The sequence below is a fragment of the Pseudomonas sp. P8_241 genome (assembly GCF_034008315.1).
Taxonomy (GTDB): Bacteria; Pseudomonadota; Gammaproteobacteria; order Pseudomonadales; family Pseudomonadaceae; genus Aquipseudomonas.
Genome location: NZ_CP125377.1, coordinates 258,189 through 271,241, shown reverse-complemented (window position 1 = coordinate 271,241; position 13,053 = coordinate 258,189). Strand labels below are relative to the sequence as shown.

Genomic DNA, 13,053 nt, shown 5'->3' with positions numbered 1-13,053 from the left:
ATGAAGCTGGCGATGAAATTGAGGACTCGGCTCTTCCTGAGTATTTCCGCACTGATTACCGTAGCGCTACTTGGCCTGTTACTGGGGCTGGTCAGCGTGATGCAGATGGCTGGCAGTCAGGAAGCCGTGATCCGCAATAATTTCGCCACCCTGGATCTGGGCCTCAAACTACGTCAGACACTTGGCGACCAACTGATCATCATGCTCAGCGAGAAACCTGACTCCCTCGCCTTTGAGACCTCAAAGCAGCAATATTTCCGATTGCTTGAACAAGGCATTGCCCAAGAGCCACAAGAGGGTAATGAATATGGGTTCAGAAAAGCCAAAGCGGATTACCTGAACTTCATTCAGGCGTATGAACAGTCGCCGGACACCACGAACATCCTCAGTAGTCACGATGATCTCACCAACAAATTCAATGCGCTGCGCAATGGCCTGATCACCGAACATAAACGCGCCCTGGACAACATCAACAACACTGAACGCCAAGCGCGTGAACGTGCGCTTCTGATTGCCGGGTTGCTCGGGCTGGTGGGGCTGGCGGTGTTGATCATCGGTTTCGTGACAGCCCATGCCATCGCTCGGCGTTTTGGTGAGCCGATCGAAGCCTTGGCCCAGGCGGCGGATAACATTGGTCAGGGGAATTTCGATGTCACGTTGCCGATCTCTTCGGCGGTGGAACTGAATCAACTGACCCGACGTTTCGGGATCATGGCCGAAGCGTTGCGCGACCATCAGGCCACCAACGTAGACGAACTGCTGGCGGGCCAGCAGCGTTTGCAAGCGGTACTCGACAGCATCGACGACGGATTGTTGATGATCGACCGCCAAGGCCGCCTGGAACACCTCAACCCGGTAGCCCAGCGTCAGCTCGGCAGAGATTCCGACCGATTGGGGCAGGGATTGGGTGCGGCGCTGGAACGCCCTGAGCTTGATGAGCAACTGCAACTGGTCTTGCGGGGCGGCACACTGGAGCGGGCGCCTGAAGATTTGAACATCGAGGTCGACGGTGAGACGCGCGTGCTGACCTACAGCCTGACCCCCGTCAGCCATACCCAGGGCCATATTCTCGGTGCGGTGATGGTGCTGCACGACGTGACTGAGCAGCGTGCATTTGAACGGGTGCGGAGCGAATTCGTATTGCGGGCATCCCATGAGTTGCGAACACCCGTCACCGGTATGCACATGGCTTTCGGTCTGTTTCGCGAGCGTGCGCGCTTTGATCCGGATTCCCGGGAGGCCGATCTGTTGGACACGGTCAACGAAGAGATGCAGCGATTGATGCAGCTGATCAATGACCTGCTGAACTTCTCCCGCTACCAGAACGGTTTGCAGAAACTCAGCCTCGCACCCTGCTCCATTGAGGATCTGCTGGAGCAGGCTCAAACACGCTTTGCCGAATCGGCCAGCGAAAAGGAAATCGACCTGCTGGTGGAGGTACAGGGACCTTTGCCTCGATTGCAGGCCGACGAGCCGCAGTTGAATAGGGTACTCGATAACCTGATCGATAACGCACTGCGCCATACAGGATCAGGTGGGCGCATTCGTCTACAGGCCCGGCGTCATGGAGATCGCGTGATCATCAGCGTCGAAGACAATGGCGAAGGTATCGCCTATGGCCAGCAAGGACGGATCTTCGAACCGTTCGTACAGGTCGGGCGCAAGAAGGGCGGTGCCGGGCTCGGTCTGGCCCTTTGCAAGGAGATCGTGCAACTGCATGGCGGGCGGATGGGCGTTTACTCACGGCCGGGGCAGGGAACGCAGTTTTATTTGGCGCTGACCGTCTAGAGCGTCGCTACGCTTCATCATCTAGCCGCCGCCCGTTGCGTCGGCGCCCTCGGGTGATCAACTCAATGAACTGTACCGCGCTCAGGGCATGGGCAAATAGCCAACCCTGACCGAACTTCACGCCCTCGCTGCTGAGCAATGCGGCTTGGGATTCATGCTCGATGCCCTCGGCAATCACCTTCAGGTGCAGTGACTGGGCCATGTGAATGATGTGCGGAGCCACGCCGCTGCTGGCGGCGTCATGGCCCAGGGCATCGATAAAGGCCTTATCGATTTTCAGACAATCCACCGGCAGCGTTTGCAGGTAGGCGAGGCTGCAATAGCCGGTGCCAAAATCATCGATCAACACCTGATGTCCGACATCTCGCAAGGCTTGCAGGTTTTCTCGGGCCACCACCACATCGATCAAACCACGCTCGGTGACTTCAAAGGCAATCTGCCGGGCCGCCACCCGATGCAACGTCAGCAAACGCTCCATGACCTGGCCGATCCGCGGGACCATCACGTCACACGCCGCAAGATTGACCGAGATATACAGCTGCGGATTGGCGCGCAGCAACTGCCCAAGCTGCTCAAGCAAGCGTTGCAGGACGAAGTCGGTCATCTGTCGAATCTGCCCGGTGTTCTCGGCCATTGGAATGAACAGATCGGGACTGGTCAGCGTACCGTCCGGCCTGCGCCAACGCAGCAGGGCTTCAGCGCCGACACAGTTACGGCTGTCGAGGTCGAAAATCGGTTGATACAGCACTTGCAACTCGCCTCGCCGAATCGCACCTGTGAGCTCCGCATCCAGCGACTGGCGCTGACGCACCAGCAGAAATACCAGACATCCCACACATATGCCCAAGGCCAGGCTGGCCGGCAGTAGCCACAACCAGACCGCGGGCACGTGCATGCCTGTACGTGGAGTGATCAGTACCAACTGGTATTCCGGGTTATCGGTCGGCATGCGGTAGATCAGGCGCGTTTGGGTAATTTGCAAGGCATCGCGATTTTTCGGCGGCCAGGCTTCGGTCGGCGGCCAGGCCTGAGAAACACCCAGCACTGGAATTGCCCGTGTGCCATGGTCGAGCACCACCAGCAGACTGCTATCCGGCGACAGATCGACCATATCGGTCAAATGCCCACGCGAGGTCGCAACGCGGAAATTGCCGCGCCCGAGCATTAGCGCGGCACGGTTTTCATCAGGTTCGGTGGTGGTGTTGAGCCAATAACTGTAGGTGGGGCCTTTGATGTCTGGCGGTCGAATCAGCGACAACCCTTCCTGGCGCGGTCGATTGGAGCAAACACGCGAAGCGTCCATGTAAACCGCTTCGTACACGAAACGATAATTGAAACTGACCGCCTGCAAGGTCGCGATCATTTCATCATCGCAACCTCGTAACGGCTGGGCTTCAAGGTCGTCGAGGCTTTCACGCAGTTGCCCGAAAAGCTGTTCCAGGCGAGCGAGAAAGCGTTCGCCCTGAGCGTTCATTTCCTGGCTTTCATTTTGCTCGACCTGATGCAGGGCAACCAACAGGCTGCCCGTCATCAGAAGCGTTGAACTCAAGACAGCCGCCAGCAACCCCAGAAACCAGGGGCGATAGAACCAACTTCGAAAGGTTTCTCGAGCAGCAGGCATTGGGAAATATCCGACGAATTACCAATGAGTTATAGCTGCTGATTGGGAAAGCGCCCGCACCGTCGGGCGGTCGTCATTATTTTGTCTGGTTTAACACCATCAAAAGCGCTGCCGTTTGCGCATCCGGTGTGCCGTCGAAACGGGTAGGGCGAAAACGCATCTGGAACGCTGCAATCACGTGGCGAGTGGCGACGTCCAGCTCACCGGTTTGTGGTGTGGAATAGCCAAATCGGGCCAATTGAGACTGATACCAGCTGATGCTCGGCAACTGTGCGGCGAACTGCAGTTGTTGACGCGCCACTGCCTGTTCGTTGGGCCAGATGCCGATGCCCTCGGCAGCCAGACGTTTCCAGGGAAACAGCGGCCCGGGGTCCAGTTTACGCAGCGGTGCGATGTCACTGTGGCCAATGATGTAGCGAGGGTTGATGGTGTAGCGTTGGCTGATGTCCTTGAGCAGTACGATCAAGGACTGAATCTGATCTTCGCTATACGGATACCAGAGGCGCCCGGTTGGAGTGTCCTTGAAGCCCGGGTTGACGATCTCGATGCCAATGGAACTAGAGTTCAGCCAGGTTCGACCGTCCCACTCACTTTCCCCGGCATGCCAGGCACGCTGGCTCTCGTCTATCAATTTATAAATTGTGGCGCCCTTGTCATCACCGATCAGGTAATGACTGCTGACCTCGCCATGGGTCAACAATTGCAGCGAACGTTCCATTGAGGCATTGGTGTAGTGCACCACCACGAACTGGATCCGGCTGTCGTAGTTGGAAGAAGCGTGACCGGTGTCGAACCGTGGCCCGCTGGCACAGCCGGCCAGCAGGATCAGAGACACAATGAGGGCAAGATATTTCATGGCAAGAGGTAATACGCACGGGACTATAATGCAACAGTGTAACGTACTGCCTCGAGACGCGTTCGCCATTGGTGGCGAATTAAATAAAATGGAACAAATGAACATCAGCCCGCTTCAACGCGATTGCGGCCCGCATTTTTTGCTCGGTATAACGCCTTGTCAGCCCGTTTCAGCACCTGATCGCTATGCTCGCCGACGCGGAATGCTGTCATGCCGATAGAAACCGTGACGGTCACCGGCTCACCCTTGAAGTGAAACGGACAGGCCTCGATGGAAGCACGTAGGCTTTCCAGCCGCGTCAGACCGGCTGCGGGTACCGTGGACGGCATCAACAGGACAAACTCTTCACCGCCGAACCGGGCGATGAAATCCGTACCCCGCAGACGCTTGCGCAATACGCTGGCAATAATTTTCAAAACCTTGTCGCCAGCCAGGTGCCCATAGTTGTCGTTGATGTGCTTGAAATGGTCGAGGTCAAGCATGGCCAGCAACAGCGTATTGCCATGTTGCTGCCACTCTTTGACTTCGTGGTCCAGCCGCTCGCTCCAGGCCGCTCGATTGGGCAGGCCGGTCAACGGGTCAATCAAGGCTTTCTGACGCTGCTCTTCAAGGTGCTCGCGATAGCCCAGGGCTTCCTGCTCCATATGGGCGACACGTTCCGCCAGGCTGTGCAGGCGCGCAGCGACTTCCTGCTCTCGTTCATCACGTTTTTTCTGGTGCTCGTCCATGGTGCCGAGCAGGCCTTCGAGATGGTTTTCCAGCACGTGCTTGAGATCGTCCAGATCTGCCGCTTCTTGCATGCTGCTCTGCAAACCGTCGACCTGTTCGCGAATTTGCGTGTCCATCGCGCGCGCTGCCGAACGGTTGTCGGCGTGGCCGGCGCTGGCCGCTTGCAGATTGCTCTGGAAAGACTCAAGGCGCTCGTTGAGTCGCTGTAAATACGCCTCGAACTCATGCTGACCACTGTCGTTAATGGCCAACATCAACGTAGCGAAATCGTCGAGAATGGGTAGCAACTCGTACCAGTTCAAACCATTTTTCAGACGATTGCGCATGGACTCGGCTTGGGGCCGATGGCGTTCCGGTAACGTCAGGTCATCAAGCAGACCAAGGAGCGTGTCTTCAATATGCCTGGCTACCGAACTGTATGAAGGCTCGGGGGAGTCTGGCAGCGCATAAAGAATGTCGTGCCGGGATGAATCCGCTTCGACAGCAGAGATCTGCGCCGTAGCAGTCGCTGACAGGGGCAAGTCCTGCGAGATCAGTTCATCAGGATTGATCATCGATTCTGCCGCTGGTGAAACAATCTCGGTTATCGGTAGCTCTGAAGGCTCAAAATCTTCGCGGTTCTCAACGTCTGGAACGTCTACAGGCTGGAGCGCACCCTCGACCAAAGGTATTTGCGAAGCCGGCGAGTCAATCGTCTCTACCGTAGCCACCTTGGCATCGGCGATGACCGCAGCAGGTATTCCAGGGTCCTGCGCAGCCGCCTCTTCCGCATCTCGATGGCCAAAGAGTCGTTGCAACAAACCCGGCCGCTCAGGCTCTGTCGGCGCCTCAAGCTGGCTCAGTGCCTTGCCCTGCAACCCGCTCAACTCACTGAGCAGTAATGGGATCTCTCGCGCTTGGCTAACCCGGGCATCCAGTTGTTTGGCGAAATTCTTGAGCGGTCGACTCACTTCCCGTGGCAACGGCAATGTTTGTAACTGAGTGACCAGTGCGGTCAGGGCCGCGCTGGTCTGGTTGATCCGGGTTTCGCGTCGCTGCTCAGAGTCGAGCACGGCCTTCTCCAGACGCGGAATCAGAGCAGCCAGGCCCGCATCCATGTCATCGGTGCGCACCACTTCGCGCATTTCCTTCATGCACTGGTCCACAGCGCGATCGGTACCCTCCGCCGCCAAGGTGCTGCGCACCAGCCCGCGACGCAGCAAGTCGAGTCGCGCGTCCCAGCGATGTTCGAGTTTTTCCTGTTGTTCGATGCTTTTGAGGTATTTCTCTTTCCAGCGCTGTACGTCGTCGCTCATTCAGGGCTTCCGCGAAGGGCAGGACTCAACGCGGGCAATGCATCGGCCGTGAGCGAACCCGGCAGACGAATCTCTACCGCGACCGGCAGGTGATCGGAAATGGGCTGGGCCAGTACCTCGACCTTTTCAAGGGTCAGGGTCGGACTCAGGAGGATATGGTCCAGGCAGCGCTGGGGGCGCCAGCTGGGGAACGTCGCTTCCAGTTGCGGGGCGAGCAGGCCGAGATCGCGCAATGGAGAGCTTTGCAACAGATCACTGGCATGTGTATTCATGTCCCCCATCAGCACCTGGTGCTTATAGCCACCAATGAGCTCGCGGATATAAGCCAACTGCAAACTGCGTGTGCGTGCACCGAGCGCGAGGTGCATCATGACCACCACGAGCGCTTCCGGACCTTCACCGAAGCGCACCAGGATCGCTCCACGGCCTTTTGGCCCCGGTAACGGATGGTCTTCGATGGCCCACGGGCGCAAGCGACTGAGCACGCCATTGCTGTGCTGGCCTAGACGACCGAGATTTCGATTGAGTTGCTGATACCAGTAGGGAAAAGCGCCGAGCTGGGCCAGGTGTTCGACCTGATTGACGTAGCCTGAACGCAGGCTGCCGCCATCGGCTTCCTGCAAGGCCACCAGATCGAAGTCACCGAGCAGATTGCCGATCTTTTGCAGATTGCCGGCCCGACCGGTATGGGGCAGCAGATGTTGCCAGCCCCGCGTCAGGTAATGCCGGTAGCGCTCGGTACTGATGCCGACCTGAATATTGAAACTGAGCAGGCGCAAACGACTGTCTGCGGGCAGGCCCGTCGACTCCAGATGGTGCTCGTTGACCTGCGGATCATGCAGGCCAACGATGCGTTCAGTGCCCCAGCGGCGCATGGGAAGTGATGCCCTTAGTTGGCGGCAGCCTTGTTAGCCGCTCGCTCTTTGTCGACCAGTTTATCGGCCAGTTGCAAGGCTTGTTCGGCACCGCCGGCAGAGCCTACGTCGAAGCGATACTTACCGTTGACGATAATGGTAGGCACGCCGGAAATTTCATATTTCTTGGCAAGTTCCTTGGCTTTGTTGACCTGGCCCTTGATGGCGAAGGAGTCAAAGGTGGCCAGAAACTTTTCCTTGTCTACGCCCTGAGTGGCCAGGAAGTCCGCCATGTCATTCTTGTCAGTCAGTTTTTTGTGTTCTTTCTGAATGGCTTCGAAGACAGCCGCGTGCACCTTGTGCTCGACGCCCATGGCTTCAAGGGTCAGAAACATTTGGCCGTGGGCGTCCCATGGGCCGCCGAACATGGCTGGAATGCGAACGAAGTTCACATCAGAAGGCAGTTTTTCGACCCAGGGATTGATCACCGGCTCGAACGCGTAGCAGTGCGGGCAACCGTACCAGAACAATTCCACCACTTCGATCTTGCCAGGCACGGCAACCGGAACCGGATTGCTCAGTTCGACATAAGGCGCAGCGGGGGCTTCGGCGGCCTGGGCAGTCATGCCGAACAGGCTGGCAGCGGCAAAAACGGCGCTGATGATCAGATTACGCATGCTTCACTCCTGGACAATTTTATCGCCTCGCGCGACCTGTTTTCAGACAGGTCATGGCGGGCTTGAGTTCTGTAGTGTAACGGCAGCGGCCACAAAAAAGGGCGGCCAAAGCCACCCTTTTTATACTTGCCGCAACGGATTAATCGAGCGTTAACGTTGCAAGAGATAATGCAACCGCGTCACGCCCGATTCGCCGGTCTTAGTGCAAGCCCTGGATATAGCTGGACACTGCAGCGATATCTTCGTCGCTCAGGCGCTTGGCGATGGTCTGCATGGTTTTTGCGTCGCCATCGTTGGTACGCCCGCCTTCTTCCTTGCGGAAATCGGTCAGTTGCTTGGCGACGTATTGAGCGTGCTGGCCACCCAGGTGCGGGAAGCCGGCCGCAGCGTTACCTGTGCCGTTTGGCGAGTGGCAGCCGGTGCAGGACGGGAGGCCCTTGGCCATGTCACCACCACGGAACAATGCTTCGCCTCGTGCCACAATTTTCGGGTCCGCGGCACCGACGCTGCCTTTCTGGCTGGCGAAGTAAGCGGCGATGTCCGCCAGATCCTGATCGCTCAGGTTGGTCAGCAGACCGGTCATTTCCAGAACGGTGCGCTTGCCCGACTTGATGTCGTGCAGCTGCTTGGTCAGGTAACGCTCACCCTGGCCCGCCAGTTTTGGAAAGTTTGGCGCCATGCTGTTGCCATCCGGTCCGTGGCAAGCGCCACATACGGCGGCTTTTGCCTGGCCTGCGGTGGCGTCACCGGGTTTTACTGGCTCACCTGCAGCATTGGCAATGCCGGAGATCCCCACGGTCAACAGCAGACTCACGATCAATTTGTTCATCAGCTAATCCAACTACGGCTAAGGGTTAAAGAGTTATGGACCGGGCTTACTCGCTCATCCAGTGGATGATGGCTTGGTAATCCTCGGCACTGCAGTCCATGCACAAACCACGCGGCGGCATCGCCTTGAAACCCTGGGTCACGTGTTGCACCAGCGTCTCCATACCTTTCGCCAACCTCGGCGTCCAAGCTTCCTGATCGCCTTTTTGCGGCGCCATGGGGAGTTGGCCGGAATGACAGGCACCACAAACACGGTTGTACACAGCTTCCGGATCCTGTGTAGCCTGAGCGCCGTAAAGCGGCATCAAGACACCGGCAGCTAGCAGCCATTTCGTCATAAAACGACCTTTTCAGGGTTGAGAGCGTGCTGCGTTCTAATGCGCAATCAAGGTCTGTCGCTCTCGTGAACTTCATCCTACGCTGGGACAAAGCGCACACAAAATCTGCGGCATTATATACTGGCGTCACTGAAACGGAAGCGACACTGCTTGCCGCACCCATTCCTGGCGCCGCCCACATCGGAAATCTCATGCAACTCAAGAATCCCATCCTCGGTCTGTGCCAACAGTCCACCTTCATGCTCAGCGCCGCCAAAGTCGACCAATGTCCGGATGACGAGGGCTTCGAAGTCGCCTTCGCCGGGCGTTCCAACGCCGGCAAGTCGAGTGCACTGAACACCCTGACCCATGCCAGCCTGGCGCGGACCTCGAAAACCCCAGGTCGCACGCAACTGTTGAACTTCTTCAAGCTAGACGATGAACGCCGTCTGGTCGACCTGCCGGGCTACGGTTATGCAAAAGTACCGATCCCGCTCAAGCAACACTGGCAGCGTCACCTGGAAGCCTACCTCGGTGGCCGCGAGAGTTTGAAGGGGTTGATCCTGATGATGGACATCCGCCATCCGATGACCGATTTCGACTTGCTGATGCTCGACTGGGCCGTTGCTGCGGGCATGCCAATGCATATTTTGCTGACCAAAGCGGACAAGCTGACTTATGGCGCCGCCAAGAACACACTGCTCAAAGTCCAGGCTGAAATTCGCAAGGGCTGGGGCGATCTCGTGACCATTCAGCTTTTTTCGGCCCCGAAACGCATGGGCCTGGAAGACGCCTACACTGTATTGGCAGGGTGGATGGAATTGGCGGACAAGGGCGCCGAAACACAAGCCCAGTAAACGTAGGAAACTGCCTGAACCGCGCTCAGGCAGTTTCCTGCGGGCAAAAAAAACCCCGGGCTTCTTATGGGGAGGGGGAAGTTCCGGGGTTCAAGTTCTAGACCGCTAGGGCGGGGTCCAGATATCTGCCAACACTTAACACAACATAGGAGCATCGAAGGGCTTCACCAGCCATTCAGTAACTCTGAGTGCCTGAATCGACAATTAGTTCAGATTATTTTTAATTCGCTTTGGAATAATCCCAAGAACGTTTCGAACTAAACAGCCCTCGCCCCCTCTGCCGCGGCATTTCGCCGCACACAAACGATGATCTCTCTGTAGGAGCGAGCTTGCTCGCGATGGAGTGTCATCCAAGTCAATGTGGCTGATACACCTTCACGAGCAGGCTCGCTCCTACAGGGGGTCGTGGCCTTTTCAGACGGGTTAGTGAGCCTCATCCCAGTTATTTCCGACACCGACTTCCACCAAAAGCGGAACATCCAGCTTCGCCGCTTCACTCATGTGCACGCGAATTTCTTCGCGGACCTGATCGACTAGATCCTCACGCACTTCCAGCACAAGTTCATCGTGCACCTGCAGGATGACTTTGGCGTCCAGGCCCGAGACCGTCAGCCAGTTATCCACCGCAACCATGGCTTTCTTGATGATGTCTGCGGCGGTACCTTGCATTGGCGCGTTGATAGCGGTGCGCTCGGCAGCGGCGCGTTCCTGCGGCTTGTTGGAGTTGATGTCCGGCAGGTACAGCCGGCGCCCAAAGAAGGTTTCCACGAAACCCTGCTCAGCTGCCTGCGCGCGGGTGCGATCCATGTACTGGCGCACGCCGGGATAACGGGCGAAATACGTATCGATGTAAGCCTTGGCGGTTTTGGTATCAACGCCAATGTCCTTGCCGAGCTTTTGCGCACCCATGCCGTAGATCAGGCCGAAGTTGATCGCCTTGGCGCTACGACGCTGGTCGGACGTCACGTTCGCCAGGTCTTCGACCTTGAAGACTTCGGCGGCGGTGGCGGTGTGCACGTCCAGATTGTGGCGGAAGGCGTTCATCAACCCTTCATCCCTGGACAGGTGCGCCATGATCCGCAATTCGATCTGCGAATAGTCCGCTGCCAGCAATTTGTAACCGGTCGGTGCCACGAAAGCTTGACGAATACGACGCCCTTCCGCGGTGCGCACCGGAATGTTTTGCAGGTTCGGATCGCTGGAAGACAACCGCCCGGTAGACGCCACCGCCTGATGGTACGACGTGTGAATCCGCCCGGTACGCGGGTTGATCTGCTCCGGCAAACGGTCGGTGTAAGTGCTCTTCAGCTTGCTCATGGAACGGTATTCCATCAGCACCTTGGGCAGCCGATAGTCGTCCTCGGCCAGTTTGGCCAACACCTCTTCGGCGGTGGACGGCTGGCCCTTGGCGGTTTTCTTCAGCACCGGCAGACCCAGTTTTTCGTAGAGAATCACGCCCAATTGCTTGGGTGATCCAAGGTTGAACTCTTCACCGGCAATCTCGAAGGCTTCACGCTCCAGCGCGACCATCTTGTCCCCCAGCTCGATGCTCTGAATGCCAAGCAGCGCGGCATCAACGAAAGCGCCCTGGCGCTCGATGCGCGCCAGTACCGGCACCAATGGGATTTCGATGTCGGTCAGCACCCTGGCGAGGCTCGGGATCGCAGTGAGTTTTTCGAACAGCGTCTGATGCAGACGCAAGGTGATGTCCGCGTCCTCGGCGGCATAAGGGCCTGCCTGCTCCAGGGCAATCTGATCGAACGTCAGCTGTTTTGCGCCTTTGCCGGCGATGTCCTGAAAACTCACGGTAGTGTGGTCCAGGTATTTCAGCGCCAGGCTGTCCATGTCATGGCGCGTGGCCGTTGAGTTGAGCACGTACGATTCGAGCATGGTGTCGAAAGCGATGCCGCGCACGGTGATGCCGTTGGCTTGATCACCGCCGATGGCGCAGTTGGCCAGGATGTTCATGTCGAACTTGGCGTGCTGGCCGACCTTGAGCTTGTTCGGGTCTTCCAGAATCGGCTTGAGGGCGCGCAGCACGGTGTCGCGATCCAGCTGCTGGGGCACGCCGATGTAGGAGTGGGTCAGCGGGATGTAGGCCGCTTCGTTGGCCTGCACGGCGAAAGACAATCCCACCAGTTGCGCCTGCTGCGCGTCGATGCCGGTGGTTTCGGTGTCAAAGGCGAACAGCTTGGCGTTGTTCAGCTTTTCCAGCCAGACATCGAAACGCGCTTGATCGATAATGGTTTCATAAGCGGCTTCAGCAGCGGCGGCCGATGCCTGGACCTCGGGCTCGCTGAACAGATCGGCGGCCGGCGCAGGCTCGGCAGCTGCACTCAGCTCCAGGCGTTTGGCGTCACGATCAAGGTCGTTCAGCCAGCTCTTGAACTCCAGCAGGGTGTACAACTCGTAGAGTTTCACCGGATCTTCAGGACCCATTTTCAGGTCATCGAGACCAACGTCCAACGGCACGTCGACCTTGATGGTCGCCAGCCGATAGGAAAGGAAAGCCATTTCCTTGTGCTCTTCGAGCTTGGCCGGCAGGGTCTTGGCGCCGCGAATCGGCAGGGTCGGCACGATGTCGAGCTGTGCATAGAGCTCGGTGAGGCCGCCATTCACACCAACCAAAAGGCCCGAAGCGGTCTTCGGGCCGATACCTGGAACACCCGGAATGTTGTCGGAAGAATCGCCCATGAGCGCCAGATAATCGATAATCTGCTCCGGAGCGACGCCGAATTTCTCCTTCACGCCCTCCACGTCCATGCTGCTACCGGTCATGGTATTGACCAAGGTAATGTGGCCGTCGACCAGTTGCGCCATGTCCTTGTCGCCGGTGGAGATGATTACCGGGCGATCGGCGGCCGCGCTGCTGCGGGCCAGGGTACCGATCACGTCATCGGCCTCGACGCCTTCGACGCACAGCAACGGGAACCCGAGGGCGGTCACGCTCTGGTGCAGCGGCTCGATCTGCACGCGCATGTCGTCGGGCATACTCGGACGGTTGGCCTTGTATTCGGCGTACATGTCATCGCGAAAAGTCCCACCCTTGGCGTCGAACACCACGGCGAACGGACTATCCGGATATTGCTTGCGCAGGCTCTTGAGCATGTTCAACACGCCCTTGACCGCGCCGGTCGGCAGGCCTTTGGAAGTGGTCAGCGGTGGCAGCGCGTGAAAAGCGCGGTACAGGTAAGAAGAACCGTCCACCAGGACGAGGGGGGCTTGGCTCAT

The 13,053-nt window shown here is 58.0% G+C and carries 10 protein-coding genes; 2 read left to right on the top strand and 8 right to left on the bottom strand.

Annotated elements, in window-relative coordinates:
• On the top strand, positions 1–1,788 hold the full coding sequence (locus tag QMK58_RS01220) for a KinB sensor domain-containing domain (RefSeq protein WP_053152906.1): 1,788 nt from the start codon (positions 1–3) through the stop codon (positions 1,786–1,788).
• 7 nt (positions 1,789–1,795) lie between these two features.
• On the opposite strand, the gene QMK58_RS01215 is transcribed toward QMK58_RS01220, so the two are convergent.
• The 7 genes from QMK58_RS01215 to QMK58_RS01185 all read right to left on the bottom strand — a co-directional run bounded on the left by QMK58_RS01215 (position 1,796) and on the right by QMK58_RS01185 (position 8,986).
• Complete coding sequence (locus QMK58_RS01215) at positions 1,796–3,409, bottom strand: EAL domain-containing protein (RefSeq protein WP_053152903.1); 1,614 nt, start codon at positions 3,407–3,409, stop codon at positions 1,796–1,798.
• A gap of 76 nt (positions 3,410–3,485) precedes the next feature.
• Positions 3,486–4,265, bottom strand: a complete 780-nt coding sequence (locus QMK58_RS01210; RefSeq protein WP_053152900.1) for an N-acetylmuramoyl-L-alanine amidase — start codon at positions 4,263–4,265, stop codon at positions 3,486–3,488.
• 104 nt (positions 4,266–4,369) lie between these two features.
• Positions 4,370–6,289 (bottom strand): GGDEF domain-containing protein, encoded by a 1,920-nt coding sequence (locus QMK58_RS01205; protein ID WP_053152897.1) that lies wholly within the window; start codon positions 6,287–6,289, stop codon positions 4,370–4,372.
• Positions 6,286–7,164 carry an endonuclease/exonuclease/phosphatase family protein gene (locus QMK58_RS01200; protein ID WP_053152894.1) on the bottom strand — a complete coding sequence of 293 codons (879 nt, stop codon included), beginning with the start codon at positions 7,162–7,164 and terminating at the stop codon, positions 6,286–6,288. The genes QMK58_RS01205 and QMK58_RS01200 overlap by 4 nt, the downstream gene beginning before the upstream one ends.
• A gap of 14 nt (positions 7,165–7,178) precedes the next feature.
• On the bottom strand, positions 7,179–7,820 hold the full coding sequence (locus QMK58_RS01195; protein WP_053152891.1) for a thiol:disulfide interchange protein DsbA/DsbL: 642 nt from the start codon (positions 7,818–7,820) through the stop codon (positions 7,179–7,181).
• A 199-nt stretch (positions 7,821–8,019) separates the two neighbouring features.
• The gene (locus QMK58_RS01190; RefSeq protein WP_053152889.1) at positions 8,020–8,649 is read right to left on the bottom strand and encodes a c-type cytochrome; all 630 of its coding nucleotides are present in this window, start codon (positions 8,647–8,649) and stop codon (positions 8,020–8,022) included.
• A 46-nt stretch (positions 8,650–8,695) separates the two neighbouring features.
• Positions 8,696–8,986, bottom strand: a complete 291-nt coding sequence (locus QMK58_RS01185; RefSeq protein ID WP_053152886.1) for a c-type cytochrome — start codon at positions 8,984–8,986, stop codon at positions 8,696–8,698.
• 191 nt (positions 8,987–9,177) lie between these two features.
• On the opposite strand from QMK58_RS01185, the gene yihA reads away from it, so the two are divergent.
• Positions 9,178–9,822, top strand: coding sequence for a ribosome biogenesis GTP-binding protein YihA/YsxC (gene yihA, locus QMK58_RS01180; RefSeq protein ID WP_053152883.1), 645 nt, complete (start codon positions 9,178–9,180; stop codon positions 9,820–9,822).
• Positions 9,823–10,245: 423 nt separating this feature from the next.
• Here the strand turns inward: yihA and polA are convergent, their stop codons facing one another.
• The gene (gene polA / locus QMK58_RS01175; RefSeq protein ID WP_053152880.1) at positions 10,246–13,053 is read right to left on the bottom strand and encodes a DNA polymerase I; all 2,808 of its coding nucleotides are present in this window, start codon (positions 13,051–13,053) and stop codon (positions 10,246–10,248) included.